Genomic DNA, 24,015 nt, shown 5'->3' with positions numbered 1-24,015 from the left:
ATCCGTGACGTTGATGCAATCGATGCTGAATCTCTCCGTTCTCGACCTCCTGCCCGTTCGTACCGACCAGAGCACGGCCGACTCCGTTGCGGCCGCCGTATCGCTCGCCCGCCGGGCCGACGACCTCGGCTTCACACGCTTCTGGGTGGCGGAGCACCACAACATGGAGGCCGTCGCGGCGACCTCTCCGGCCGTGCTGATCGCCCATCTGGCGGCGAACACCCGCCGAATCCGGGTCGGGTCGGGCGGCGTCATGCTGCCGAACCACGCACCGCTCACGGTGGCCGAGCAGTTCTCGCTGCTCGAGGCCATGCATCCGGGTCGCATCGATCTCGGAATAGGGCGGGCCCCGGGCTCCGACCCGGTAACCGCCTACATGCTGCGCGGCCCGCGCGCCGAGGAGACCGGCGCGGACTCCTTCCCGGGCGACGTCGAGCTGGTGGCAGGACTCCTCGGTTCGTACGACACGCCGATCTCCGATCCTTTCGACGCCGTGTCGCAGCCCTCGGTCACGATTCCGCTTCGAGGCCAGGACTACACGCTGAGGTCGACGCCGCGAACGTCGTCGTCTCCCTCCGTGTGGCTGCTCGGCTCCAGCACCTACAGCGCCCGACTGGCCGCCCGCGAGGGTCTCGCCTTCGTGTACGCCCACCACTTCGGGCAGTCGGGAATCGACGACGCCCTCGCCCTGTATCGCCGTGAGTTCCAGCCGTCGCCAGCCCTCGCAGAGCCCATGACGTTCCTCACGGTCAACGCCGTGGTCGCGGACACGCTCGAGGAGGCGTCCGCTCTCGCCCTCCCCCAGCTGATCACCATGGCGCGGCTCCGCTCGGGCGGCGCCCTCGGCCCGCGCATGACGGTCGAGCAGGCGCAGGCGGTGACGCTGAGCCCCATGGAGGAGGATCTCGTCGCCGACCAGTCCGCCCGCTGGATCATCGACACCCCCGAGGCGGCCTGGTCGCAGGTCACCGCGCTCGCCGCGAAGTACGGGGTCGACGAGGTCATGGTGTCACCTGTCGCAAGCGACCACGAAGGTCACGACGCGAAGGTCGGCGTGGCAGCAGAACGCACCCTCGAGCTTCTCGCACAGCAGCGGGGCTGAGTCGGGGCGGGGCCGACCCCGGCTCGACTACCCCGCGATGGCACGCACCACGTCGGAGTACCCCTCCGGCGCGCGACCGAGCAGTCGCGACGACGTGAGCACGGCGGCTCGACCCGTGCTCGCGACCGACAGCCCGAGCTGTTCGAGCGATGCGACCAGCCTCACGTCCTCGCCGGTCGTGAGCGGTTCGAACCCGCCGGCGGCGAGGTAGTGGTCGGCCCGAACCCCCAGGTTGGCTCCGTGCACATTGCGATGGCTCTCGCGCAGCGGGTGGCGCAGCAGGTAGTGCGCGAGCTGCTCCGCGTCGAGCCCCTCCTCATCCGGCCGGACCGCGCCGAGCAGGGCGGCATGCCCTGCCTCGGCCGCCTCCAGCTGCACCGTCAGCCAGTCCACGGGCACCGCCGAGTCGGCATCGGTGTTCGCGATCCAGGTCTCGTGCGGCTCCGCGTCTCCGGCCGCGAGCGCCCGTTCCACTCCCAGCGCGCGCGCCTCGCCCACCCTGCCGGCCGAGCTGACGACGGATTCGACCGTCGACCGGCCGGCCACGATCTCGGCCGTGTCATCCAGGCACCTGTCGAGCACGACGACGATGCGCACGTGGGGGCCATCGACCGGACGCGCCTGCCGGAGCGCCTCTGCGGCGGCGTCGAGGGCGTCGAGGCAACGGCCGATCGAGCGTTGCTCGTCTCGGGCGGGAACCACGACGGCGATGTTCCGGATGCGCTTCGTCACACGAGTCCTTCCTCTGCGGCGACCGAGGCGGTTCCCGGAACGCCGAAGACGTCAAGCAGAAAGTCCGCATCGTCGTAGCCGCCGACGCGAACGAGATCGTCGCTGTGCCGGAAAGCGTCGTGCACCTGGTCTCCGCGCAGCGGGTAGTCGGTCACCGGATGCCGCCAGTGACACACGATCACGGCGCCACCGTCGCGCAGACCGGCCGCGACCCGCCGCACGAGCTGTTCGAGGCCGTCGAGCGACAGGTAGTAGCCGACCTCCGACACGACGATCAGGTCGAATGTCTCGTCCGGCCACTCCTGAGGGAGCGTGCGCCGTTCGAAGCGCACCCCGGGCTGCCCCGCCAGACGCTCCCGCGCCACAGCCAGCGGAGCCTCGGCGATGTCGATGGCCAGGAGCCGGTCGACTCGGGGGGCGAGCTCGGCGGTCGTCACCCCGATCGAGCAGCCCACCTCGAGGGCCGAGACGTACCGCCGGCGGGGAAGCGCGGCGAGGGTGAGCGCGCGCTTGCGGCGCTCGTACCAGCGTGTCTCGAAGCCCCACGGATCGGCGCGGCCCTCATAGAAGTCGTCGAAGTAGCCCTGGGCCAGTGAGGTGTGCGAACGGCCCGGCGACGTTGCCTCGACCGCGCTCACGAAGAAGGTCTCGAAGTCGCGTTGGAAGTGCTCGGAGAACGTCGGCGACACGATGGCCTCGTCGCCCGGCATCCCCGACAGCGGCTCCGTCTGGCTTCGGTGCAGCTCGAGCGCCGCGACCTTGCGTGCGACCTCGTTCGGGCTGAGGGGAAGGGTCCGCACGCGCGCCCACGGCCACTCCGGCGAGTCGGGTGTCGACCGATGCCAGCCCCAGATCGGGTACTCGAGATGCTCGGCGCCCCGGGTCTCGGCCGCCGCGGCTGCGGCGTCGCCCGCGGCGGTGTGATCCGGATGCCCGTCGCCGCGCCAGGGCGAGACGACCAGCACCCCGGTGCGGCCGTCGATGGCCGCCGCGATGGCGTGCCGAAGAGGTTCGGTGTGCTCGCGGAGGCCCCCGTCGCGGAGTCCGAGCAGGTGCACCGCCGACCCGGGAGCCAGCTCGTCGATCGCCCGCACGACCTCGACCCGGCGGAGCGCCGCCAGCTCGGCCGCCGAGACGGTGGGCGAATCCGGATGCGAGTGCTCGCCCAGGGTGGCGACGATCACGGTCACGGGAATGCCGGCGGCGTGCGCCGTTGCCATCAAGCCACCCGCCCCGAGGGTCTCGTCGTCTGGATGCGCGGCGACGACCACGAGCAGAGTCACGCCGTCGAGGGTCAGCTCCGAGGCCTCGTCCCACGCATCGGCGGCGAGCCAGGTCGCGTTCGTCGTTCCCTCGTCTCGATGATCGAAGCTCACCACGGTCGCTCGCCCTCGAGCAGTCGACGACCCAGCCATGCCTCGTCGCGTTCCGCGTGGTGCTGACGCACATAGAGTTCGAGGTCGGCGACGCGGCGCGCGTGCTCGGAGTCGAGGGCCAGGGGCGCGGGTCCGAGAGAGTGTGCGGCGCGGCGGAGCACGTCTTCGACGACGTCGGCGACGACGATGCGCGTGCGCGCGGCGAGCAGCTTGCCCTCCGCACCCACGGCACGGCCCTCGTCGATGCGTCGGCCGGCGTCCGCCAGCACCACTCGCGCCGCGAACAGCTGCGCGTCGACGGCGCCGAGGTGCATCAGGGCGATCTGGTCGGGCTCCCGATTCGCCGACTGCGCGGCAGACCACAGCCGGCGAGCGAGACCCTCCGCTCCGCCCAGCCAGCATGCGGCCACGCCGATGCCGCCCCAGGCGAATCCCGGCCTGTCGAGGTACCAGCCGTCGGCGCCCACCGGCGAGGCGGCGACCTGCGAGAAGTCGACAGAGCCGCTCGGAACTCCCTGCAGGCCCAACGCGACCCACTCGCCCGACCGCACCTCCACACCGGGAGCCCGCAGATCCACCTCGAACAGTCGTCGATGGCCACCGTCGGTGTGCGCTGTCACGAGCGCCCGGTCGAGAACCCCGGCCACCGAGCACCAGGGCTTGGTTCCCGAGAGCACGAATTCTCCATCGACCTCGCGTGCGTCGAGTCGAACCGCAGGCGCCTCCGCGGCGAAGACGCCCCACGCGCCCGCCTGCGGATCGAGACCCGCCTCGCCGAGGATCGCGCGAGCATCCAGATGCGCCTCGACCACGCGCGCTGCCGTCAGATCGGAGCGACCCAACGCGGTGAGCAGCTCGAACAGTGCCGGAGTGTCACCGCCGCCGGGACGCGGCGCGCTCCGCCCCAGCTGGATCGCGAGGGCGACGGCCCGATGCGCGTCACCGTCGACCTCGGCCACCTTCTCGGCCCACGAATCGACGCGCTCGGCTTCATCCATCGAAAAACTCCCTGCTCGGCGTGAAGGTCTGGTGACTGCCCGATTCGACACGAATGCCGGGGCACCTGCGGTACCCCGGCATTCCTGTCGATGACGCGTCAGCCTCTGGCTGCGCGTGCGTCGTCAGTGCTTGAAAGCGTCTTTGACGTTCTCTCCGGCCTTGCGGGCGTCTGCGCCCACCTGGTCGGCCTTGCCTTCGGCTTCGAGTCGCTCGTTGTCCGTGAGCTTGCCGGTGGCTTCTTTCGCCTTGCCGGCCACGTCGGCTGCAGCGTTCTTGACCTTGTCGTCGAGTCCCATGGCATCCACCTTTCGTTCGCCGGAGTCCTTGTGAGTTCCGGTTCGCCTTCGAACCTACGCCTCGCGCATGCTCCGGGTCTGGGGCTTGTGATGCCCCGGACGATCGGTTACGGACAAGCGGGTCAGTTGGGAATCTCCTCGCCGGGAGCGTCGCCGACGAGCTCGTAGGAGACGGGCTCGGGGGTGACGGGACGAACGAGCCGCCACACCCGCTCCTGCGATTCGCCTTCGACGTCGAAGGTCTCGGTGATGGTCTCTCGGGGCTTTCCGTCGACGAAGTTCTCGACGGTCTCCTTGCCTTCGGAGAGTCCGCCCGATTGAAGCAGTGCGCGATACGTGTCAGCCATGGAATCTAACCCCTTTGTCGACTCCGGAAACGGTTCCCGGTTCACCACAGTTTCCCGGATCGCTCCGCCCCGCGTCCACCCCTCGGCACGGGCCGGGAAAACGTGCAGTCGGCGCTCAGGCCGCGGCGGTGGACGCCGACACGAGCATGAGCACGGCCCGGCCGTATGCCTCTGCGGGCTCGGCCGCGACGTGGCTCGACGGCTCGCCCCTGAAGACGATGTCGACCCTGTACTCCGGTGCCGAATCCTCGGATGTCTCGAGCCGGACGAGCGAACGGAACGCACCCCGCAGCATGTCCCGCAGCTGGTCTTCGCGCGGCAGCCACAGGGCCTCGTGCAGGTCGACGGAGTCGAGCGCCCACTCGGTGGTGCCGTTGAATCCGAGGATCGTGCCGGTGGGATAGTGCTGCGCCTCGATGGTCATGTCACTCACCGTGAAGACCTCGGCGTCGAGGGCCTCTGGGTCGAACGCCGGGGTGTCGATCGAGAATCGATCGCCCGACGCGGGCTTCCAGATCAGTCCGGCAGCGCGCAGCGATCGGGCGAGTTCGACGGTGATCATTCAGACATTATGGCTCCGGATGCTGCGCCTCGGCCCCGAGCGGCGGCCATCGGTGCACGATATGCTCCGGCGATGACCTCGACGACCTCGCGGGCCGGCTCCCTGCTGCTCGACCTGCTCGACTTCGGCTGGAAGCAGGCCCTGTCGTGCCTTTTCGCCTTCTCGATCGTGCTGGGGCTCGCGATCACCCACTTCGTCGATGTCGGGGTGGCCCGCTACGACGCGATGCTCGTGTACTGCATCATCGTGCAGATCGTGCTCGTCGCAACGAAGATCGAGACGCGCGACGAGCTGCTCGTGATCTGTCTGTTCCACGTGCTCGGCCTGGGCCTCGAGCTGTTCAAGGTCTCGGTGGGGTCGTGGAGTTATCCCGATGCCGGCCTGCTGCGCATCGGCGACGTGCCCATCTACAGTGGCTTCATGTACGCGGCCGTCGCGAGCTACATCTGTCAGGCGTGGCGCCGTTTCGATCTGGACATCGACCCGGTTCCCATGGTTCCGACGATGATCACGGCCGTGCTCTTCTACGTGAACTTCTTCACGAACCACTGGCTGCCCGACGTGCGATGGCTGCTGCTCGTCGTGGCCGCCGTCATCCTTCGGCGCACCTGGGTGCGCTTCAGGGTGCGCCGAACGATCTACCGCATGCCTCTTCTCGTGTCGTTCGTTCTCATCGGTTTCTTCATCTGGTTCGCCGAGAACATCGCCACGCGGCTGGGCGCGTGGAGCTATCCCGACCAGGAGGCGGGCTGGACGTTCGTTCACGCGAGCAAGATCGGATCGTGGACCGTGCTGGTGATCTTCAGTTTTATGCTCGTGCTCTGGTTCAAGCAGCGTAAGAAATCATTGACCGCTTGACGCGCCTGACGCGCTCGACACGCTTCGACCAGCTCCAGCCGGCCACCCTGTCGAGGCGGGCCCTGCGCTCCTCGGGATACGGCTTGTCTGCAGTCGCGATGCGTTCGAATCGACGCTGGTTCGCGCACCACATCGAGAGCATGTGCTCGTGCCGGTCGTCGTCGGAGACGTCGGCCGTGCGGGCCGGAGTGCGCCTCGGAAGCCTGCCGTGCGTAGCGACGAACTGCTCGAGCAGCTGGATCATCTGCAGCCAGGTCTGCTCTCGACGAGACGGCCAGCCCGGGGTCGCCAGCACGGCGTCGTAGCGACTGCGGCCGAGCTCGTCGTCTCGACTGGGGAGACGCTCGACCTGGTTCTTGACCCAGCCGGCGAGGCGCCGCTCGTGCGGATCGTCGGCCGTCAGGCGCGGGTACCGTCCATGCTCCGCGAAGTGACGCTCGACGGCCGCGCGCTGGTTCTCCCAGTGGTCGGATCGCGGACTCGGCCCGCGTCGCGGATTCCACTCCCAGCCCTCGACCGTCTCGAGCGCGATCTTGCGGTCGGGCCGCAGCGACTGAGAACGCTGGCCGCGGTAGAGGCGTCGCTGCTCGTGCGCCCACTCCGAGAGCCTCGCCTCGAGGAGATCGACGGACGGACGTCGAGGATGGCGCCCGTGGACGCGTACGAAAGTGCGATAGTTCTGCAGATGGGTGTTCCATCGTTCGTCATGGGGAGACGCCATGTCAGCTCCTGTACTCCCCCAACGGCGCCCAGTATGTCAGAACTTCCGTTCGTTTCGCCAGAGATGTCGCCGGGAGACGGACGAGGAGGGCGGCTACCTGTCGAGGAGGCGGTGCAGGAACTGCTTCGTGCGCGGCTCACGCGGATTCTGCAGTACCTCGGACGGCGGCCCCGATTCCACGACCACGCCGCCGTCCATGAAGACGATCGTGTCGGCCACGTGGGTGGCGAAGGTGAGCTCGTGTGTCACGAGCACCATGGTCCAGCCCTCGGTCGCGAGTTCGCGGATCACGTCGAGCACGTCGCCCACGAGCTCGGGGTCGAGCGCCGAGGTGGGCTCGTCGAAGAGCAGCAGCTGAGGCTTCAGCGCCAGGGCGCGAACGATGCCCACCCGCTGCTGCTGGCCGCCCGAGAGTTCGAACGGGTACGCGTCGGCCTTCGCGCCGAGACCGACGCGCTCGAGCAGCGCACGAGCATCCGCTATCGCCTCGGCCTTCGGCCGTTTCTGCACCTGCACCGGGCCCTCGATGACGTTCTCGAGAACCGTGCGGTGAGGGAACAGGTTGAACTGCTGGAAGACCATGGCGGAGCGGTCGCGCAGCGACGCGAGCTGCCTCTTGGTAGGACGCTCGGCGAAGTCGACCACGTCGCCGCCGGCGAACGCGACCGTGCCCGCCTCGGGAACCTCGAGGCCGTTGAGGGAGCGCAGCACGGTGGTCTTGCCCGAGCCCGACGGCCCTATCAGGGCCACGACGTCGCCGCGCGGCACGGTGAGGTCGATCGACTTGAGAACCTCGACCTCGCCGAAGCTCTTGCGGATTCCGCGGGCCACGAGCAGCGGCGCCTCGATGGGCGCGTCGAGCGGCGCGGGCGCGAGGGGGTCAGTGGGCGACATAGCGGTCCAGTCTCTTCTCGAGCACGGACTGGGCGCTCGAGAGCACGAGGCAGATCACCCAGTAGACGACGGCGGCCTCGATGTACAGCGCCATGAACTCCTGACTGAACGCCGCGATCTCCTGCGCCTGCCTGAAGAGCTCGGTGACCAGGATGAGCGAGGCGAGCGATGTGTCTTTGACCAGGCTGATGAAGGTGTTCGACAGCGGAGGAACGGAGACCCGCGCGGCCTGCGGCAGGATCACCCGCACGAGCGTCTGACCGCGCGACATGCCGATCGTGTAGCCCGCCTCCCATTGGCCCTTGGGCACCGACAGGATCGCCGCCCTGATGACCTCGGCCGCGTAGCCGCCCACGTTGAGCGAGAACGCGATGATGGCGCTCGGCCACGGATCGACGAGGATGCCGATCGACGGCAGTCCGTAGAAGATCACGAACAGCTGCACCAGCAGCGGGGTGCCCCGGATGATCGAGATGTACACCCGCGCGATGCCCGACACGACAAAGATGCGCGAGAGGCGCATCAGGGCGATGCCGAGGGCGATGACCAGGCCCAGGGCGAACGACAGCAGGGCCAGAGGGATGGTGCCGGTGACAGCCCCGCCGACGATGGGCAGGAACGACCGCAGCAGCAGATCCCACAGCGATTCGTTCATGCGTCAATCCTCGCCCACGGGGGTGTCATCGATCGACCCTACTGCGCAGCCGCGCTACTGCGTGACGTCGCTTCCGAAGTACTTGTCGGAGATCTCCGCGAGGGTTCCGTCGGTGCGCAGCTCGTCGAGCGCCTTGTCGACGGCCTGCTGCAGCTCGGTGTTGCCCTTGGTGAAGACGAAGGCGTTGAGCGACGGGTCGTCGGTCTCGGCCGCGATCTTCAGTCCGGTGTCGCCCTTCTGCTTCTCGTAGTCGAGGAAAGTGAGGTTGTCGTTGACGGTGGCGTCGACGCGCCCCTGCTCGAGCAGCGCCACGGCCTGGGCCCATCCTTCGACGGCCTCGACGTTGGCGCCGTTCTCCTGCGCCAGCTCGTACCAGTTGCTCGTGAGCGACTGGGCGGTGGTCTTGCCTGCCAGGTCGGCGAACGAGGTGATGTCGGTGTTGTCGTCCTTCACGACGATCACGCCCGGGCTCACCGTGTACGGCTCGGAGAAGTCGTACTTGGCGGTGCGCTCGTCGTTGATCGACACCTGGTTCGCGATCACGTCGAAGCGACCCGCCTCGAGGCCGGCGAAGATGGCGTCCCACTGAGTCTCCTCGAACTTCACGTCGACGCCGAGCTTGTCGGCGACGGCGGTGATGATCTCGACGTCGTAGCCCGTGAGGTCGCCGGTTCCGTCTTCGTGGTAGCTGAACGGCTTGTAGGTTCCCTCGGTGCCGACCGTCAGAACACCGGCCTCCTGGATGGCCGCGAGCGAGTTCGCCTTCAGCTTGCTGCCGCTCGCCCCGTCGTCGGATGTCGATGCCGGGCTCGCGCACGCGCCGAGGACGAGCGCGGTCGCGGCGGCGATGGAGAGGAGTCCGACAAGAGAGGTGGCGCGTTTCACGGGGGTAGTCCTTTGCTGTGGGCGGAAGTGTCCACAGTAGCCAGCGCCCGAGCCGCCCGATAAATTCCGTGACGCCGCATGACGGTCCGAGCGGGGCATCCGAAATCGAGCCGCGCGTATAGTGGAACGCAATCAGCACGCGGGCCTGGATTTGGGCTCAACGGTCCTCTGTCGAGTACCAGCCATCACTCCCCCCGCGACGAAAGATGCCGATGATCGACGACTCCTCCGTTCCTGACGTGCACGAGATCCAGGATGCGCTGGGGCGCGTCGAGCGCGGCGACACGGTCACGCAGGCCGACGCCGAGCTGCTCTTCTCGGCCCGCGGCGGCGAGCTCGACCGGCTGCTCGCCGTGTCGTCACGGCTGCGCGACGAGGGTCTCGACGCTTCCGGCCGCACGGGCGTCATCACCTACTCGAAGAAGGTGTTCATTCCGGTCACGCACCTCTGCCAGGACAGGTGCCACTACTGCATCTTCGTCGAGACGCCCAACAAGCTCGCCACCAAGGGCAAGCCCATCTACATGTCGCCGGACGAGATCCTCGAGGTGGCCAGGGCGGGCGCGGCCCTCGGCTGCAAGGAGGCGCTGTTCACCCTGGGCGACCGCCCCGAGAACCGCTGGCCGGTCGCGCGCGAATGGCTGGATGCCCACGGCTATTCGTCGACAATCGACTACATCAGGGCCATGGCGATTCTCGTGCTCGAGGAGACGGGGCTGCTGCCGCACCTGAATCCCGGTGTGATGTCGTGGAGCGAGCTGCAGGCGCTTCGGCCCGTCGCCCCCTCCATGGGCATGATGCTCGAGACCACCGCGACCAGGCTCTGGTCGGAGAAGGGCGGCGTGCACTACGGCTCCCCCGACAAGGACCCGGCGCTGCGCCTGCGCGTGCTCGACGACGCCGGCCGATCGAAGGTTCCGTTCACCACGGGTGTGCTGCTCGGCATCGGCGAGAACAACGCCGAACGCGCCGAGGCGCTCTTCGAGATCCGCGCCTCGCACGAGCGGCACGGTCACATCCAGGAGACGATCGTTCAGAACTTCCGCGCCAAGCCGCGCACGGCGATGCAGAACGAGGTCGACCTGGCCCTGCAGGAGTACGTCGCGGCCGTGGCCGTCGCCCGCGTCGTGATGGGGCCGCATGCCACGATCCAGGCGCCGCCGAACCTCACCGACGCGCACGAGCTCGGCCTTCTGCTGCGCGCCGGCATCGACGACTGGGGCGGAGTGAGCCCGCTCACCGCCGATCACGTGAACCCGGAACGCCCTTGGCCGGAGCTCGACACCCTCGCCGCGCTCACGCGAGACGCCGGATTCGAGCTGCGCGAGCGGCTCACCGCGCATCCGCAGTTCATCGGCGACCCCGATCAGTGGATCGACGTCCGCATCCGCCCCCACGTCGAGGCGCTGGCCGCGCCGAACGGACTCGCCCAGGAAGACGCTCCCGTCGTCGGCCGCCCGTGGCCCCGTCGTTCCCTGAGCCTGTCGAAGGGCCCCCGTTCCCTGAGCAGTCGTTCCCTGAGCCCGTCGATGGGCCCAGCCCTCCTCGCCGCCTCGACCACCCCCGCGGCCCTCTCCGACGCCCACTACCTCGACCTCCTCCAGGCGAGCGGCGAAGAACTCGACGCGCTCGCCTCCCTGGCCGACGACATCCGGCACGACACAGTCGGCGACGACGTGACCTTCGTGATCAACCGCAACATCGACTCCTCGCTCTACGGAGTCGACACGGTGAACAGCCTGACCCTCGACCAGATCGGCGATCTCGCCGACGAGGCGTCGGCGCTCGGAGCGACAGAGCTGTGCATCCAGGGCGCGGTGCCCGCCCACATGCCGGCCACGGCATATCTCGACATCGTGCGTGCCATCCGGTCGCGCCAGCCGGGCCTGCACCTGCACGCCTACCGTCCGACCGAGATCGCCGACGGGGCCCGGCGCCTCGGGCTGCCGCTCGACGAGTACCTGTCTGCGCTCCGCGACGCCGGGGTCGACAGCGTGCCGGGCACGGGTGCGCGCATCCTCGACGACGACGTGCGGCGCATCCTCAGCGAGGGCGGCGACCCGCCCGCGTCCCAGTGGATCGCCGCGATGACGGCCGCGCATCGCGCGGGCCTGCGTTCGACGGCGACCATGATCTACGGCCATGTCGAGACGCCCGGGCAGCAGCTCGCCCACCTGCGATCGCTCGCGCGCCTGCACGACGAGACCGGCGGCTTCACCGAGTTCATTCCGATGCCCTACGTGCGACTGGATGCCCCGGCGCAGGTCGCGCGGGTCGCCGGGCCCGGTCCGGACGCACGACAGTCACGCGCGGTGCACGCCGTGGCGCGACTGATGCTGCACGGCCGCATCGACCACGTGCAGGCGGCGTGGACGAAGCTGGGACTCGCCGAGAGCCAGTCGGTGCTGAGCGGCGGCGCCGACGACCTCGGCGGGCTGCTGCTCGACGGAACGGCCAGGCCCGAAGCAGGAGCCGAGGCGCACCGCTCGCTCACGATCGCCGACCTCGAGCGCACGGCCGCCGAGATCGGGCGCGGTGTACGTCAGCGCACCACAGGCTACGGATCCCCGACGACCGAGCAGCTGGCGTTCGCGCGCCGGGCCGACGCGCCGCCTGCCTCGAGGCTGCAGCTGCCGATCTCAGAGCGGCGCAGTCTGCTCGAGCCCGCCGGGCGATGACTCTGCACGACGAGGCGCGCACGGCGAGGGCTACGAGCGCTACGTCGGGTTCCGCCGTCGTGCTGTTGCACGGGCCGGGTGGCGGAGCGACCGAGGAGTTCGACTTCCTCCGGCCGATGCTGGCGCGCACCCGCGACGTGCTCTCGATTCGTGTGCCCGACCCCGCCGGCCGCCGCGCCATCGACTGGAACGAGTGTCTGGCTGACACCGTCGGAGACGCCACTGTCGTGGCGATCGGTGGTCATTCTTTCGAGGCGATCAGAGCGGCACGCCACCACGGTTCGCTCGTCGGGCGCATCGTGCTCATCGATCCCGGGCCCGCCGACGCGGGTGCGAACGGCATCGACGCGTCGCGCGTTCTCATGCTGTCCACCGGCGCCGACCGTCGCACGCTGCGCGACCAACCGGCCCGAATCCTGAGCCTCATCGAACAGTTCATCGATGGCACCGGAATCGACCGCGCGCCGGAGACGGCCCGGTCGACTGTCGCTGCCACATGCATCCGGAACGCCGCCCCACGCACCTCGCTCGACGGCACGATCGAGGTCGACACGGTGATCGTCGGCGCCGGGTTCGCAGGGCTCGGCGCGGGCATCCGGCTGGCGCGTCGCGGCGAGGAATCCTTCGTGATCCTCGAGCGCGCCGACGACGTGGGCGGCACCTGGCGCGACAACGTGTACCCCGGCGTGGCGTGCGACATCCCCTCGCACCTGTACTCCTTCTCGTTCTTGCCCAAGCCCGACTGGTCGGGCTTCTTCGCGAGCGGCCCCGAGATCCATGGCTACCTGCGCGATGCCGCGCGCACCGAGGGCCTCGAGCGCCACCTGCGGCTCGGCTCCGAGGTGCTCGAGATGCGCTGGATCGCCGACGATCGTCGCTGGCAAGTGCGCACCGGCGCGGGCGACTACGTGTGCCGCACGCTGATCGTCGCCGCGGGCCGCCTGTCGGATGCGCGCATGCCCGACATGCCCGGACTCGACTCGTTCCCCGGACCGGTGATGCACTCCTCGGCGTGGGACGACTCCGTGGCTCTCGAGGGTCGGCGCGTCGGAGTGGTCGGCACGGGAGCGTCGGCGGCGCAGCTCATTCCGCGGCTCGCGCAGACCGCGGCGAGCGTGGTGGTGTTCCAGCGCAGCGCGCCCTATGTGGTGCCGCGGCCCGACCGGAACTACTCGCCCGACGAGCAGGCCGGCTTCGCGGCCGATCCGGCGTCGCAGACGGCGATGCGCGACGACCTCTTCTGGGGCGCCGAGACGGCATTCGCCGAGCGGATGCGCCTGCCCGGCTACATCGATCGGCTGCGCGACCGCGCGCTCGGTCACCTCGAGGCGCAACTCGCCGATCCCGCACTGCAAGCCGTTGCGACGCCGGACTACGAGATCGGTTGCAAGCGCGTCATCATCTCGAACGACTACTACCCGGCGCTCGCCTCCCCCGCCGTGACGCTCGAACCGTCGGCGCTCCGCTCCGTCTCGGGCAGCGTCGCGACGTCGGCCGACGGCCGGAGCGTCGAGCTCGACGTGCTGGTCTTCGCCACCGGCTTCGAGTCGACCCGCCCGCCGTTCGCCGCGCGCACGTTCGGAACCGACGGCATCCGTCTCGCCGATGCCTGGAACACCGGAATGCGGGCGCACGCCTCGACGACCGTGCACGGCTTCCCCAACATGTTCGTGCTCGACGGTCCGAATGCGAGCCTCGGCCACAACTCGGCCGTCGTGATGATCGAGGCGCAGCTCGACTACGTGCTCGCGGCCCTCGAGCATCGCAGCGAGGAGGGCATCGACGCCCTCGACGTGTCTCTCGAGGCTCAAGACGACTACACCCACGAGATCGACGCGAAGGCCGCGTCGTCGGTGTGGCTCACCGGCGGCTGCGAGAGCTGGTACGTCGACGAGCGCAGCGGGCGGCTCACACTGCTGTGGCCCGACTTCGCCTACGCCTTCCAGCGACGCCTCTCGCGCTTCGACCCCGAGAACTATTCGGTGGTCTGAGCCTCAGAGCTCGATCTCGCCCGTGTAGTCGCGTCCGCCCTCGTGCCGGGCCCGCTCGAGCGTCATCACATCGACGCGATGCCCCAGCTCTTCCGCGAGCGCCACGATGCGATCGCGCGTCGACGTCTCGACGAGCACGACGGGAAAGGAGTCGGAGTCGATATCGAAGACCACGAGTTCGAGCCCGGCCGGCGCGAGGATCTCGTTTGCGCGCAGCATGCCGAAGGTGAGGTGCGCGTCGGGGTCGTCGACCGACTGCAGGTCGACGCCGCTCGAGAGAACGGCGCTCATGCGGCTGAGTCCCCAGGCGAGTTCGGCCGCGTTCTCCTTCCAGTCGAGTTCGTGCGCGAGCTCGTTCTCGATCAGCCAGTCGATCAGGGCGAACCACGGGTCGACGTCGTCGTCTTCGAGGCCGCGGTTCTCGGCCTCAGCGACGTGGAGGCGCAGGTAGTCGGCGGGCGAGCCGTGGGCCAGCAGTACGACCTCGGCGAGCCCGGCATCCGGAGTCAGCAGGGCGGCGAGCTCGCGCCAGCGCGCGGCGACGGCATCGTCGGGTGACTGCGGCCGATTTTCAGACGACGGCAGCGGCGCTCGTTCGGGATCGGACCTGCGCCGGAACGGGTTCCAGTCCATGGTCGTCTCCTCCCCGTGAGAGCGGGCCGCCCTCACGTCTCACCAGCCTGACACCGACGGCCTGCCGACGCATACCCCTTTAACCAGGAACGGGCCGCGCCCCGCCGACAATTCGGCGGGGTTCGGCCCGTTCGCACGAGAGAGAGTGTCAGCTCTGCATCATCGAGACCGCGAGCATGGCACCGATGATCATCGACACGATGTTCGCGGCGATACCCACGAAGCTCAGGATGATTCCGGCGAGGGACAGGGTGCGGGCCTGCGGCTCACGCTTGCGAGACATGAAGCCGAGGATCACGCCGGCGATGGCCAGGAGAATCCAGATGATGGGCAGGAACAGGCAGAAGACGATGCTCACGATGCCGAAGACGAGCGACAGGATCGCGAGGGTCTTCTTGCTCGAGGCGGCCGGCGCGGGGGTGTACGAAGGGGTGGTCATCGGTGAGTTCTCCATCGGTGAAATGAATCGTGATCGTCGTGCGGAACGCCCATACCGTACCGTACGTTCGCGACGTGCAGGCGCTGGGCCCGCCCTATGCCTCGGATGCGACCCTCTGCAGAATTCGTCGGCGCCACGCCTGCGGCAGCCCGAAGAGCACGCGCCCCGATCCGCGCATCACCAGCGAGTGGATGCCCAGGCTCGCCACGACGATCAGCGCCGTGAAGAGCAGCGGCGCCAAATGGCGGATCCATGCGACGCCGAGCGACCACTCGACCGGAGGCAGCAGGTACAGCAGCCAGATCAGCGGCAGCTGCAGCACGAAGATGGGCAGCGTGCGCCTGCCGATCGCCGAGGCCGTCGCGGCGAACGGCTGCCAGCGCACGAGCAGGGCGATCACGATGATCGACAGCACGACGGCAGAGCCGTCTCGCAGCAGCCGCAGAGCGCTCTCGAGCACGGTGCCCTCGACGCTCTGCTGCCACAGCAGCTGGCATGCCATGAATGCGCCGACGGCCAGGGGCACGCGCCAGCGCGCTCTGTTCGCGGCGAGCGCCCGCAGCGCGGGCGCGAGGTAGACGCCGACCGCGAAGAACACCGCGTAGTAGACGACGTGCAGCCAGAGCGCCTCATCCCTCGTCACGGGCGCGGCTCCCGTCGCGACGGAGATGATCGCGAGCACGGCGAGCATCACGGCCGGCCGCACCCGATGAAGACTGGTGAGCAGCACCACGTAGGCCGCGAGCGCGAAGATGAACCACAGCATCGAGTCGGGCACCACGAGCTGCGCGGCGTAGTGCCCGAACGTCATGATGCGAAAGGGAATGCCCGGCGAGATCACGACGATCGACAGCAGCGCGTACACCGTGAGCCACACGAGGTAGAGCCAGTACAGCGAGACCGCGCGCAGAAGCGTGCGTCGGTCGCTCCATCCGGCGCGCACGCGCTTCGAGGCGACGAGCCCCGACACCACGAACAGCAGGGGAAGCCGGAACGCCCCGAAGAACTCGGTGAGCTGCGTCCAGATCTCGACGCCGTTCGTGGCAGGCGTCAGTGGCGCGTACACGAAGATGCGCACGTGCAGCAGAACGACCAGCAGCACGCAGACGCCGCGCGCGGCATCCACCCACGCGAGCCGAGCACCCACCCGCTAGCTCACCGGAACGGCCCGACGCACGACCGGCTCGAACATGCGGTCGAAGACCACGCGGCGGTCGAACTGCAGGGCGTACTCGCGGGCGCGTGCCGCCCACTCCTCGCGTTCGTCGGCCGTGGTCTCGACGAGAGCCCGCACGAGGGCCCGGGCGATCGCATCCGGGTCTTCGACGGGAACGACGATCGCGTGGTCGCCGATCGCCTCGCCGATTCCGCCGGTGAGGGTCGTGATGATCGGGCCGCCTCCGGCGAGCATCTTCTCGGCGAGGGCGATGCCGAACGTCTCGACGAATTCGGGCCGCGGCTTGCTGGGCAGAACGAAGGCCGCGCATCCCTTCATCAGGTACGGCTTCTCGGCGTCTCCCACGTCATCGAGAAACCGGATGCGCGACGAGACCCCGGATGCCGCGGCGGCCGCGCGGAATGCGTCGGCCTGCGGGCCCCGGCCGGCGATGACCAGGGTCTTGTCGCGGTGCACGCCGCTCCGCTCGAAGCCCTCGATGAGCTCCTCGACGCCCTTGGCGTGGGTGAGTCGCGAGAGGAACAGCACGTAGCCGTCGCGCTCGAGTCCGCGGGCAGCGAGCACCTCGTTCAGCAGTCCGTCGTCGAGATCGACGTAGGCGTCGGCGTCGATGGCGGGGTACGAGACGCGGATCTTGGCGCGGCACTGCTCGGCGAAGCGGGTTCCGTGCTGTTCGTCGACGCGCTCGGCCTCGCTGATGATGAGCTGGCGGGTGTAGTCCGAGACGGCAACGCAGTAGTCCTGGCTGAGGTAGCTCGTGAGGATGTGGGCCGCGGCGCCGAGCCTGCCCTCCTCCACGGCGGTGCGCACCACGTTGGTGACGTCGGAGCCCACGGCCTCGGCAATGGTGGTGACGTTCACCGGCAGGCCGGTTCCTTCCGCGGCGCGAACGGCGTCGGCCGCGGCGATGGTGTGCGGGCTCAGGTAGAGCGAGAGGCACACGGTGGGAACGCCGTCGGTGAAGAGCTCGACGAGGCGTCCGGTGATGCCGGCGAGGTGGCGGCCATCGGGCACCTTGTAGTCGCCGACCGGTTCCGGGCGCTCGACGATGATGCCGTCGCTGTAGGGCAGAACCGAGTCGAGCGGCTTGAGCGGCAGACCCGCGCGCTCGAGCACGTCGATGGGCCAGGTGATGATGCGCACCTCGTCGAAGCCACGCTCGAGGGCGGTCTCGGCCAGGTTGCGGGCCTCCACGGAGTGGCCGCAGATGACCGGATCGGCTCGCACGATGATCACGAGACGGTTGTCGATGGTGGTCATGGCTGTACTCCCTGGATTGGTGAAATGGAGGGTTCGCGTACCGGGCCGGGACGCGATGGAGGAAGTTTCGTCGTGGCCCAGTCGCTGGGTTCGGGGCCGAGGTCGACCAGCAGCTCGCCGCCGCGATGCAGCTCGGATCCGCTGATCCAGCTGCGGTCGAGCGGGGCGCCGTTCAGCTGCATCGACTGCACGTACTGCACCGGGCCGCCATGCACGGGTTCGACGAAATTGCGGGTGCGGATGCGGAAGCTCTCGTCGCCCACAGCGATGGTCGCGCTCGCGAAGAGCGGCGCGTTCACGAGAACGACGTTCTGGCCTGCGACGGGGAACAGGCCGAGCGAGGCCCAGACGTTCCACGAGCTGAGCCCGCCGGAGTCGTCGTTGCCGGGCAGGCCGCCGCGGCCGGTTCCGAACTGCTGCAGCAAAACGTTGTGCACGATCTCGGCGGTGCGGTCGGGGCGCCCGGCGTAGTGGTACGCCCAGGGAGCCTCCATGTCGGGCTCGTTGTTGAGGCCCTCGAAACGTCCGAGCTCGTAGCCGGCGAGCATCTCGACGACGCCGGGCTTGTTGCCCGGCTGCGTCACGGCGGGAGCGCCGAAGCCGAAGAACTCGTCGAGCTGTGTGACGAAGGCGTCGGCCCCGCCGCTGAGCTCGATGCGCGAGGCCATGTCGTGCAGCAGCCGGAACGAGTAGTTGTAGCGACTGCCCTCGTAGTACGTGGAGTCCTTCAGCAACCCGCTCGACGGGTCGAAGGCGTTCACCCAGCGTTCGGCGAGCGCCTCGAACTGCTCCGCGAGCGCCGTGTCGCCCACCCGGCGTGCGACCTTCGCCGTGGCCCAGTACCCGAAGGCGAGGTCGAGGGTGTGGCTGATCGGATGCGCCTCGCCGTGCAGCAGGAATTCCTCGCCGTAGGTGCGGCGCAGGTCGTCGGACATGTGCACGAGCGCCCATTCCCAGTCGATGCCGGGCAGTCCGAGCTGGCACAGATCGGCGAGGAAGGTGTGCGCGAGCGCGCTGCCCTGCCGCGAGAAGCGGTCGCTCCCCCGGGCCATGCGGTAGCCGATGGGAAAGTTGCCCTCCTCCTCGCAGATAGTGAGCAGAGCATTGGCCAGTTCGACGGCGCGCTCGGGCATGAGTGCGGTGAGCAGTGGAAGCTGCGTGCGGTAGATGTCCCACATGGTGCTGATGTCGAACGCGAAGGGTCCGTCGCTGGGCCAGAAGGGGCTCTCCGACGGGGCCAGGCAGGGCTTGATCAGCGAGTGGTAGAGCGCCGTCGAGAACACGGTCTGCCGCTCGGCTGAGCTCGTCTTGACGGCGACCGACTTGAGCTGCTTGCGCCACGTGCGCTTCGTCTTCTCCCGCCGCGGATCGAACCGGGCTGGCCCGTCGCCGCAGTCGTCTCGCAGGTTGCGCCGGGCCTGCTCCACTCCGCGCAGCGAGAACCCGATGCGCAGCTCGATGGTCTCGCCCGCCTTCGACGGCCCCGCCCACATGAGCCCGAACGGCCTCAGGGTCGTGGGCCGGATGTGGTCGAAGTCGAGCCGCTTGCCGCCCGGCATCAGGCGGCGGTCGTAGAACAGCATCTGCCGCCACTGCGGGGTGTCGCACTCGATGTACACGGCGATCGGCGTGCCCTCGACCACGATCTCGCCCTGCGCGACGCCCGGCTCGAGGGTCTCGAGGTGGGCGCGCAACGGGATGGTCGCGCCATAGGGAATCGACAGCCCGCCGAGCGAGAAGTCGATCACCACACGCGCCCGCGGGTCGTCGGGGAACGTGTACCGGTGCACGGCGCTCTTCGGTCCGACGGTCAGTTCTGCTCGCACACCGGAGTCGAGCGTGGCGGAGTAGAAGCCGGGTTCTGCGGTCTCGTCCGTGAGATCCCACAGCCGGCCCAACGCATCCAGTGGCTCGACCATGGGCGTGACGCGGAAGTAGTTGTAGTACTTGCGAATGGCGCCGGTGCCCGACTGCTGAAAGTGCGTGAATCCGGATGCCGTGGGCTTCTCGTGCAGGGTCGAGGGAACGCCCTCGAGACTCAGGTCGTAGCGGCCGTAGCCGGTCGGATAGGCGCCGGAATAGGCGCAGGCCGAGACCATGCCGAGCGGGTAGGTGGCGCCCGGATGCGTGTTGCCGATCTGGGGCTTCGGCCACCACCAGGTCGCGGCGAGTCCGGTCTGCGGGGTCAGGGCGGTGGGCTCCGACCCGATGAAGGGGTCGACGTGCCCGATCATGCGAGTGCCGGCCGTCGATTCATGATGTGACGCTAAGAGCCGGCGGCATCCGAATGGTGAACCAGCCGGAGCGACGAGATGAACGCAGGGCCAACGGTGGTGTGCGTTGGGTTGCGCGGGGCGCCGGATGCGCCTTCTGCGATACTCGGGACGAGGCTGTTCGATCGGGCCCGCTGAGATCAGGAGCAGACCCGCATGACTTTCGCACCGCATCCCATGGCCATGCCCGTCACCTCACGACGAGCCCTCGTGGGCTTTTGGCTGTGGGCCGGAGCCGTTGCTCTGTTCATCGTCGGAGTCATTCTCGGCATCACTTTCTACGACGTGCTCCCCAGCGACATGGGCGTGAACGAGTCGCTCGTGTTCCCGATCGCGGCAGGATTCATCGCGATTCCGGTGAGCACGATCGGACTCGGTTTCGCCATCACGTCGCTGGTAAAGCGCGAACCACGCAAGGTCCTGGCCATTGCGACGATCGTTCTGTGGGCGGCGACGCCGATCGTGGTGCTCGCCGTGGCCCGCGGCCTCGCGACTGTCGCCTCTTAGCCGCCTTCCGCGTGCCGCTGCGCGAGCGCCGCGGCCACCCGCCCGATGAGGTCGTACGGGATGGGTTTCGAGTACGGAAAGTTGACGGAGTCTTTGCCGGCGCGGAACGGCGCTATCTCTGCTTCGAGGGCGTCGTGCTCGGTCGACTCGCCGTCGTCGAGTCTCGCGATCGGATAGAGGCCGATGAACTTCTTCCAGGCAGCGTAGTGCAGTCCGTAGCGGCCGCCGAGCATCACGGCGGGCATGTCGTAGCGGTACTTCTCTTCGCCACCAGGCACCGCCTCGAGCAGCGTGCGCCTGATCTCGCGCAGGATCTGCTGCCGCTCGGCGGGGAACGAGTCGATGTACTCGTCGACCGAGGTGAACTTCTCTGTCATGCGCCTCAGGGTCGCACGGTGCGGCTCGCCGATCAAGATCGGTCAGGATCGGAGAAGCGCGTGGCTGGCGGGCATCCCTAGTCTGAAGTCGACGCCGCATACGCCGCGGCGCCCCCGTTCATGTATGACCGAAGGAGACCACCATGGCCGCAGCTGCCGAAGGACTGTCGAAAGAAGAACGCGACGCGGTCAAGGATCGCGCGAAAGAACTGCGGGAAGAGGCCAAGGCGGGCAAGAACCGCGAGACGGGCGAGAAGGCCGTGGCGAAGGCGATCGCCGAGATGCCCGAATCGGATGCCGCTATCGCGGGTCGTATCCACGAACTGGTCGCGGAACACGCGCCGCAGCTCACACCCAAGACCTGGTACAGCCAGCCCGCCTACGCGAACAAAGAAGGCAAGGTCATCCTGTTCGTACAGAGCGCCGCGAAGTTCAAGACGCGGTACTGCACACTGGGCTTCAGCGAGGACGCGGCGCTCGACGACGGAGAGATATGGCCGACGTCATTCGCGGTGACCGCGGTGACGCCCAGCGTCGAGAATGCGATCACGGAGTTGATCGTGCGGGCGTCTGGCAGGTAGATCATGCCCACAGGCGGCGCCAGAGGCAGCGGCTCCGAGAACCTCTGACGACATCTCCTGAATGGATTGACGCCGAAAAGCCTGCATTGGGAACCGCTGCGACCCGAGCGGACACTATAGGTATATGGGCGCAAATGAAATCGAGGAGTGGCGCGTTCTCGAGCGCGTCAATGCGGGCGACGCAGACGCGTTCGGGTTGCTTTTTGATTTGCATCACGATCGAGTCTTCCGGCATGCATTGCGCCTGACCGCATCAGTGCACGATGCCGAAGACATCACCGCCGTCGTGTTTCTCGAGTCATGGCGCCGCAGAACCTCAATGCGGGTCACAGACGGGTCGACGATTGCCTGGCTGCTGGTGACGACCAACTATGTGTTCCGCAACTTTGCCCGCTCTTCGCGGCGTTATCGCGTTGCTCTCGAACATCTCCCGCTGCCCGAGGACACCCCCGATCACGCGGAAGCGACAGACGAGCGGCTCGATCTGGATGCCCGCCGGGTCGCTCTCCGAGAGGCACTAGCTCAGCTTCCACGCCGAGACCAGGACGTCCTCACGCTGTGCCTCCTCGAGGAGCTCAGCACCGCCGAGGCAGCCGAGGCGCTCGGCATAGCCCCGGGAACGGTGAAGTCCCGCCTTTCCCGCGCAAAGGTGCGACTCAGCGAACTTTTGCGACAACCAGATTTGACTTCGATGGGAGGCGAGCGATGAACAACGAACCGACTTTCGACCCGCGGCGCAAGAGTGCGATCCGCGATCTCATCGTCACATCCGCGCGAACGTCGACATCGAGATCCCGACGCGGTCGCGGCATGCGAGTAGCCGGAGTCGCCACGTTGGTGGTGCTGGCGCTCGGCATCTCGAGCGGAGTCGTCTATGCGTTGAGCACGGGCATCCTCGACCCGAGCCCTGTAGCCAGCGTCACTCCGACCCCGAGCCAGACTCCTACGCCGGCCCCCGCCACCCCTACTCCCATACCGACAACGCCTCCAACCCCAGCGGCGCCCACGATCGACCTCAACGATCCCAGCACCTGGGTCATCGGTTTTGATGGGGTCGGCCCGGTCAAGCTCGGTTCCTCGTTCGAAGAACAACAACAGACGCTTCCCGCCTTCACAGACTTCACCGACACGGTGTGCGTCGGTTTCAATGTGGATCTCCAGGCTCCAACCGGATTCGCCATTCGCTTCATCGGATCACCGGACCGGCCAAACACGACGGCGGCGATCACGTTCGGCGATGGCGGTTCGCCCGTCATCGACGATCGAGCGACCACCCCGAAGACAGCCGAAGGCATCGGCATCGATTCGACGAAGGAAGAACTGCTGTCGACCTACCCCGGCATTGAGAAGACAGGGATGTATCAGGGCGACGAAAACTCCTACTACGGTCTCTCCGACGGCAACGGTGGGTGGATCGTCTTCGCCATCATCAACGACACCGTGGGGGTGATACAGATCGCCAACGAGTCCCTCATTCCGTACGAAAACAACAGCGTCAAGACCGTGCCCTCCGAGCGCTGCCCAGCGTGACCGCCAATGCACCGCTCACCCTCGCCTGACCAGCGGCGCGCCACAATGTTTCTGGGCGATGGGATGCAGCAAACGAGAGTCTGTTCGCTGAGCGACTGCTGACGGAATAAACCGCCGGCGTCCAGGACAACGCCGGCGGCGCAGGTAGCGCCGCTCGATCCAGATGCCCGAATCGGATGCCGCTATCGCGGGCCGCATCCACGAACTGGTCGCGGAACACGCGCCCCAGCTGACTCCGAAGACCTGGTACAGCCAGCCCGCCTACGCGAACAAGGAGGGCAAGGTCATCCTGTTCGTGGAGAGCGCCGCGAAGTTCAAGACGCGGTACTGCACGTTGGGCTTCAGCGAGGACGCGGCGCTCGACGACGGGGAGATATGGCCGACGTCGTTCGCGGTGATCTCGGTGACGGCCGCGGTGGAGAAGAAGATCGCCGACCTCATCGTGCGTGCTGCTGGCTAAGACTGGATTGGCGGTAGATGTCGCGCTGAGTCGGTGGCACGATGTCGGCATGAGCATCATCGTGACGCCTGAACCGGGCGAGGCGACCGGCGAGGTCGCAGAGATCTATGCGGAGGACATTGCAGACATGGGCTACGTGCCCAGCCATACGCGGGTGATGGCAACCAACCCCGAGGCCTATCGCGCCTGGGAGAACCTCATCGGCGCTATCGCGCGCCCCATGGACAAGCGGCGCTACGAACTGATCACGCTCGCGGCCGCGGGGGCGCTGCGCTCGAAGGCCTGCCGCCTCGCGCACGGAAAGAAGTCCCTGCAGTACATCTCCGAAGACGAGCTCGTCCGCATCGCCCGCGACTATCACGACGCCGGTCTGTCGGCCGCAGAGGTCGCGATGATGGATTTCGCCGAGAAGCTCAGCACCGACTCGGCCGCGATGACGGATGCCGACAGCACGACCCTGCGCGAATACGGCTTCACCGACCGCGAGATCGTCGACATCGCCCTCGCGGCTGCGGCCCGCAACTACTACAGCCGCGCGCTTCACGCGCTCGGCGTCGAGGTGGATGTTCCGTCAGGGCTCAGCGAGCCGCTTCGCTCGGCGCTGGTCGACACGCTGTAGCTCTCGCGTGCGAGGGGTGACCATGTTGAACTGGAGAACGTCAGCCACCTGTACGTCCGACAA

At 68.0% G+C, this 24,015-nt stretch carries 26 protein-coding genes; 10 read left to right on the top strand and 16 right to left on the bottom strand.

Annotation, left to right across the window (positions count from 1 at the left end; translation table 11 throughout):
* The first annotated feature begins 22 nt into the window (after positions 1–22).
* Positions 23–1,102 (top strand): LLM class flavin-dependent oxidoreductase, encoded by a 1,080-nt coding sequence (locus ASF51_RS08800; protein ID WP_235497173.1) that lies wholly within the window; start codon positions 23–25, stop codon positions 1,100–1,102.
* A 27-nt stretch (positions 1,103–1,129) separates the two neighbouring features.
* Here ASF51_RS08800 and ASF51_RS08795 read toward each other — a convergent pair whose 3' ends face one another.
* From ASF51_RS08795 to ASF51_RS08775, 6 genes are all read right to left on the bottom strand, one after another.
* On the bottom strand, positions 1,130–1,834 hold the full coding sequence (locus ASF51_RS08795; RefSeq protein ID WP_055927577.1) for a glycosyltransferase family 2 protein: 705 nt from the start codon (positions 1,832–1,834) through the stop codon (positions 1,130–1,132).
* Positions 1,831–3,213: a PIG-L family deacetylase gene (locus tag ASF51_RS08790; protein ID WP_055927574.1), complete on the bottom strand. Its 1,383-nt coding sequence runs from the start codon at positions 3,211–3,213 to the stop codon at positions 1,831–1,833. The genes ASF51_RS08795 and ASF51_RS08790 overlap by 4 nt, the downstream gene beginning before the upstream one ends.
* Positions 3,207–4,208 (bottom strand): acyl-CoA dehydrogenase family protein, encoded by a 1,002-nt coding sequence (locus ASF51_RS08785; protein WP_055927571.1) that lies wholly within the window; start codon positions 4,206–4,208, stop codon positions 3,207–3,209. Before ASF51_RS08785 ends, ASF51_RS08790 begins: the two co-directional genes overlap by 7 nt.
* Positions 4,209–4,331: 123 nt before the next feature.
* A complete protein-coding gene (locus ASF51_RS18700) occupies positions 4,332–4,505 on the bottom strand; it encodes a CsbD family protein (protein WP_082479635.1) in 174 nt (57 codons plus the stop codon).
* A 122-nt stretch (positions 4,506–4,627) separates the two neighbouring features.
* Positions 4,628–4,852 carry a hypothetical protein gene (locus tag ASF51_RS08780; RefSeq protein WP_055927568.1) on the bottom strand — a complete coding sequence of 75 codons (225 nt, stop codon included), beginning with the start codon at positions 4,850–4,852 and terminating at the stop codon, positions 4,628–4,630.
* A 115-nt stretch (positions 4,853–4,967) separates the two neighbouring features.
* Positions 4,968–5,414: a hypothetical protein gene (locus tag ASF51_RS08775; protein ID WP_055927565.1), complete on the bottom strand. Its 447-nt coding sequence runs from the start codon at positions 5,412–5,414 to the stop codon at positions 4,968–4,970.
* Positions 5,415–5,486: 72 nt separating this feature from the next.
* Here ASF51_RS08775 and ASF51_RS08770 point away from each other — a divergent pair, with 72 nt between their 5' ends.
* On the top strand, positions 5,487–6,272 hold the full coding sequence (locus ASF51_RS08770; protein WP_055927562.1) for a DUF817 domain-containing protein: 786 nt from the start codon (positions 5,487–5,489) through the stop codon (positions 6,270–6,272).
* On the opposite strand, the gene ASF51_RS08765 is transcribed toward ASF51_RS08770, so the two are convergent.
* The 4 genes from ASF51_RS08765 to ASF51_RS08750 all read right to left on the bottom strand — a co-directional run bounded on the left by ASF51_RS08765 (position 6,241) and on the right by ASF51_RS08750 (position 9,427).
* Positions 6,241–6,993 carry a helicase associated domain-containing protein gene (locus ASF51_RS08765; protein ID WP_055927560.1) on the bottom strand — a complete coding sequence of 251 codons (753 nt, stop codon included), beginning with the start codon at positions 6,991–6,993 and terminating at the stop codon, positions 6,241–6,243. The two genes, ASF51_RS08770 and ASF51_RS08765, sit on opposite strands and share 32 nt — an antisense overlap.
* 93 nt (positions 6,994–7,086) lie before the next feature.
* Positions 7,087–7,887 carry an amino acid ABC transporter ATP-binding protein gene (locus ASF51_RS08760; protein WP_055927557.1) on the bottom strand — a complete coding sequence of 267 codons (801 nt, stop codon included), beginning with the start codon at positions 7,885–7,887 and terminating at the stop codon, positions 7,087–7,089.
* Positions 7,874–8,542 (bottom strand): amino acid ABC transporter permease, encoded by a 669-nt coding sequence (locus ASF51_RS08755; RefSeq protein WP_055927554.1) that lies wholly within the window; start codon positions 8,540–8,542, stop codon positions 7,874–7,876. The genes ASF51_RS08760 and ASF51_RS08755 overlap by 14 nt, the downstream gene beginning before the upstream one ends.
* Before the next feature lie 54 nt (positions 8,543–8,596).
* Entirely contained in the window at positions 8,597–9,427 is an 831-nt protein-coding gene (locus ASF51_RS08750) for an amino acid ABC transporter substrate-binding protein (protein WP_055927551.1), read from the bottom strand.
* A 212-nt stretch (positions 9,428–9,639) separates the two neighbouring features.
* Here ASF51_RS08750 and cofG point away from each other — a divergent pair, with 212 nt between their 5' ends.
* Positions 9,640–12,105, top strand: coding sequence for a 7,8-didemethyl-8-hydroxy-5-deazariboflavin synthase CofG (cofG, locus tag ASF51_RS08745; protein WP_157412062.1), 2,466 nt, complete (start codon positions 9,640–9,642; stop codon positions 12,103–12,105).
* A complete protein-coding gene (locus ASF51_RS08740; RefSeq protein WP_235497172.1) occupies positions 12,102–14,096 on the top strand; it encodes an NAD(P)/FAD-dependent oxidoreductase in 1,995 nt (664 codons plus the stop codon). Before cofG ends, ASF51_RS08740 begins: the two co-directional genes overlap by 4 nt.
* A 3-nt stretch (positions 14,097–14,099) precedes the next feature.
* Here the strand turns inward: ASF51_RS08740 and ASF51_RS08735 are convergent, their stop codons facing one another.
* The 5 genes from ASF51_RS08735 to ASF51_RS08715 form a co-directional block, all read right to left on the bottom strand.
* On the bottom strand, positions 14,100–14,729 hold the full coding sequence (locus ASF51_RS08735; protein WP_055927547.1) for a DUF6630 family protein: 630 nt from the start codon (positions 14,727–14,729) through the stop codon (positions 14,100–14,102).
* 148 nt (positions 14,730–14,877) lie between these two features.
* Positions 14,878–15,168 carry a DUF4190 domain-containing protein gene (locus tag ASF51_RS08730; RefSeq protein WP_157412061.1) on the bottom strand — a complete coding sequence of 97 codons (291 nt, stop codon included), beginning with the start codon at positions 15,166–15,168 and terminating at the stop codon, positions 14,878–14,880.
* Positions 15,169–15,262: 94 nt separating this feature from the next.
* On the bottom strand, positions 15,263–16,294 hold the full coding sequence (locus ASF51_RS08725) for an acyltransferase family protein (protein ID WP_162236935.1): 1,032 nt from the start codon (positions 16,292–16,294) through the stop codon (positions 15,263–15,265).
* A gap of 24 nt (positions 16,295–16,318) precedes the next feature.
* Positions 16,319–17,605: a glycosyltransferase gene (locus tag ASF51_RS08720; RefSeq protein WP_055927539.1), complete on the bottom strand. Its 1,287-nt coding sequence runs from the start codon at positions 17,603–17,605 to the stop codon at positions 16,319–16,321.
* Positions 17,602–19,839 (bottom strand): glycoside hydrolase domain-containing protein, encoded by a 2,238-nt coding sequence (locus tag ASF51_RS08715; RefSeq protein WP_055927536.1) that lies wholly within the window; start codon positions 19,837–19,839, stop codon positions 17,602–17,604. The genes ASF51_RS08720 and ASF51_RS08715 overlap by 4 nt, the downstream gene beginning before the upstream one ends.
* Before the next feature lie 195 nt (positions 19,840–20,034).
* On the opposite strand from ASF51_RS08715, the gene ASF51_RS08710 reads away from it, so the two are divergent.
* Entirely contained in the window at positions 20,035–20,385 is a 351-nt protein-coding gene (locus tag ASF51_RS08710) for a hypothetical protein (RefSeq protein WP_157412060.1), read from the top strand.
* Here ASF51_RS08710 and ASF51_RS08705 read toward each other — a convergent pair.
* Entirely contained in the window at positions 20,382–20,762 is a 381-nt protein-coding gene (locus ASF51_RS08705; RefSeq protein WP_055927530.1) for an iron chaperone, read from the bottom strand. The two genes, ASF51_RS08710 and ASF51_RS08705, sit on opposite strands and share 4 nt — an antisense overlap.
* Positions 20,763–20,905: 143 nt before the next feature.
* Here ASF51_RS08705 and ASF51_RS08700 point away from each other — a divergent pair, with 143 nt between their 5' ends.
* The 5 genes from ASF51_RS08700 to ASF51_RS08680 all read left to right on the top strand — a co-directional run bounded on the left by ASF51_RS08700 (position 20,906) and on the right by ASF51_RS08680 (position 23,952).
* The gene (locus tag ASF51_RS08700; protein WP_055927527.1) at positions 20,906–21,343 is read left to right on the top strand and encodes a DUF1801 domain-containing protein; all 438 of its coding nucleotides are present in this window, start codon (positions 20,906–20,908) and stop codon (positions 21,341–21,343) included.
* 124 nt (positions 21,344–21,467) lie between these two features.
* Positions 21,468–22,052, top strand: coding sequence for an RNA polymerase sigma factor (locus tag ASF51_RS08695; RefSeq protein WP_055927524.1), 585 nt, complete (start codon positions 21,468–21,470; stop codon positions 22,050–22,052).
* Positions 22,053–22,180: 128 nt separating this feature from the next.
* A complete protein-coding gene (locus ASF51_RS08690; RefSeq protein ID WP_157412059.1) occupies positions 22,181–22,873 on the top strand; it encodes a hypothetical protein in 693 nt (230 codons plus the stop codon).
* Positions 22,874–23,036: 163 nt separating this feature from the next.
* Complete coding sequence (locus ASF51_RS08685) at positions 23,037–23,333, top strand: DUF1801 domain-containing protein (protein ID WP_055927518.1); 297 nt, start codon at positions 23,037–23,039, stop codon at positions 23,331–23,333.
* Positions 23,334–23,382: 49 nt separating this feature from the next.
* On the top strand, positions 23,383–23,952 hold the full coding sequence (locus ASF51_RS08680) for a peroxidase-related enzyme (protein WP_055927513.1): 570 nt from the start codon (positions 23,383–23,385) through the stop codon (positions 23,950–23,952).
* The last annotated feature ends 63 nt before the right edge of the window (positions 23,953–24,015 follow it).

Source organism: Agreia sp. Leaf283 (assembly GCF_001422485.1).
Classification (GTDB): domain Bacteria; phylum Actinomycetota; class Actinomycetes; order Actinomycetales; family Microbacteriaceae; genus Agreia.
The sequence above is the reverse complement of the archived record's forward strand: the minus strand, read 5'-3'. Positions and strand labels throughout refer to the sequence as shown.

What these genes read in the sequence shown, in the direction of transcription:
- ASF51_RS08735 (WP_055927547.1), bottom strand. Translation starts at nt 14,729, where the DNA reads ATGGACTGGAACCCGTTCCGGCGCAGGTCCGATCCCGAACGAGCGCCG.
- ASF51_RS08755 (WP_055927554.1), bottom strand. Translation starts at nt 8,542, where the DNA reads ATGAACGAATCGCTGTGGGATCTGCTGCTGCGGTCGTTCCTGCCCATC.
- ASF51_RS08680 (WP_055927513.1), top strand. Translation starts at nt 23,383, where the DNA reads ATGAGCATCATCGTGACGCCTGAACCGGGCGAGGCGACCGGCGAGGTC.
- cofG (WP_157412062.1), top strand. Translation starts at nt 9,640, where the DNA reads ATGATCGACGACTCCTCCGTTCCTGACGTGCACGAGATCCAGGATGCG.
- ASF51_RS18700 (WP_082479635.1), bottom strand. Translation starts at nt 4,505, where the DNA reads ATGGGACTCGACGACAAGGTCAAGAACGCTGCAGCCGACGTGGCCGGC.
- ASF51_RS08760 (WP_055927557.1), bottom strand. Translation starts at nt 7,887, where the DNA reads ATGTCGCCCACTGACCCCCTCGCGCCCGCGCCGCTCGACGCGCCCATC.
- ASF51_RS08740 (WP_235497172.1), top strand. Translation starts at nt 12,102, where the DNA reads ATGACTCTGCACGACGAGGCGCGCACGGCGAGGGCTACGAGCGCTACG.
- ASF51_RS08695 (WP_055927524.1), top strand. Translation starts at nt 21,468, where the DNA reads ATGGGCGCAAATGAAATCGAGGAGTGGCGCGTTCTCGAGCGCGTCAAT.
- ASF51_RS08780 (WP_055927568.1), bottom strand. Translation starts at nt 4,852, where the DNA reads ATGGCTGACACGTATCGCGCACTGCTTCAATCGGGCGGACTCTCCGAA.
- ASF51_RS08700 (WP_055927527.1), top strand. Translation starts at nt 20,906, where the DNA reads ATGGCCGCAGCTGCCGAAGGACTGTCGAAAGAAGAACGCGACGCGGTC.
- ASF51_RS08705 (WP_055927530.1), bottom strand. Translation starts at nt 20,762, where the DNA reads ATGACAGAGAAGTTCACCTCGGTCGACGAGTACATCGACTCGTTCCCC.
- ASF51_RS08775 (WP_055927565.1), bottom strand. Translation starts at nt 5,414, where the DNA reads ATGATCACCGTCGAACTCGCCCGATCGCTGCGCGCTGCCGGACTGATC.
- ASF51_RS08770 (WP_055927562.1), top strand. Translation starts at nt 5,487, where the DNA reads ATGACCTCGACGACCTCGCGGGCCGGCTCCCTGCTGCTCGACCTGCTC.
- ASF51_RS08730 (WP_157412061.1), bottom strand. Translation starts at nt 15,168, where the DNA reads ATGACCACCCCTTCGTACACCCCCGCGCCGGCCGCCTCGAGCAAGAAG.
- ASF51_RS08800 (WP_235497173.1), top strand. Translation starts at nt 23, where the DNA reads ATGCTGAATCTCTCCGTTCTCGACCTCCTGCCCGTTCGTACCGACCAG.
- ASF51_RS08785 (WP_055927571.1), bottom strand. Translation starts at nt 4,208, where the DNA reads ATGGATGAAGCCGAGCGCGTCGATTCGTGGGCCGAGAAGGTGGCCGAG.
- ASF51_RS08765 (WP_055927560.1), bottom strand. Translation starts at nt 6,993, where the DNA reads ATGGCGTCTCCCCATGACGAACGATGGAACACCCATCTGCAGAACTAT.
- ASF51_RS08685 (WP_055927518.1), top strand. Translation starts at nt 23,037, where the DNA reads ATGCCCGAATCGGATGCCGCTATCGCGGGCCGCATCCACGAACTGGTC.
- ASF51_RS08710 (WP_157412060.1), top strand. Translation starts at nt 20,035, where the DNA reads ATGACTTTCGCACCGCATCCCATGGCCATGCCCGTCACCTCACGACGA.
- ASF51_RS08720 (WP_055927539.1), bottom strand. Translation starts at nt 17,605, where the DNA reads ATGACCACCATCGACAACCGTCTCGTGATCATCGTGCGAGCCGATCCG.
- ASF51_RS08715 (WP_055927536.1), bottom strand. Translation starts at nt 19,839, where the DNA reads ATGATCGGGCACGTCGACCCCTTCATCGGGTCGGAGCCCACCGCCCTG.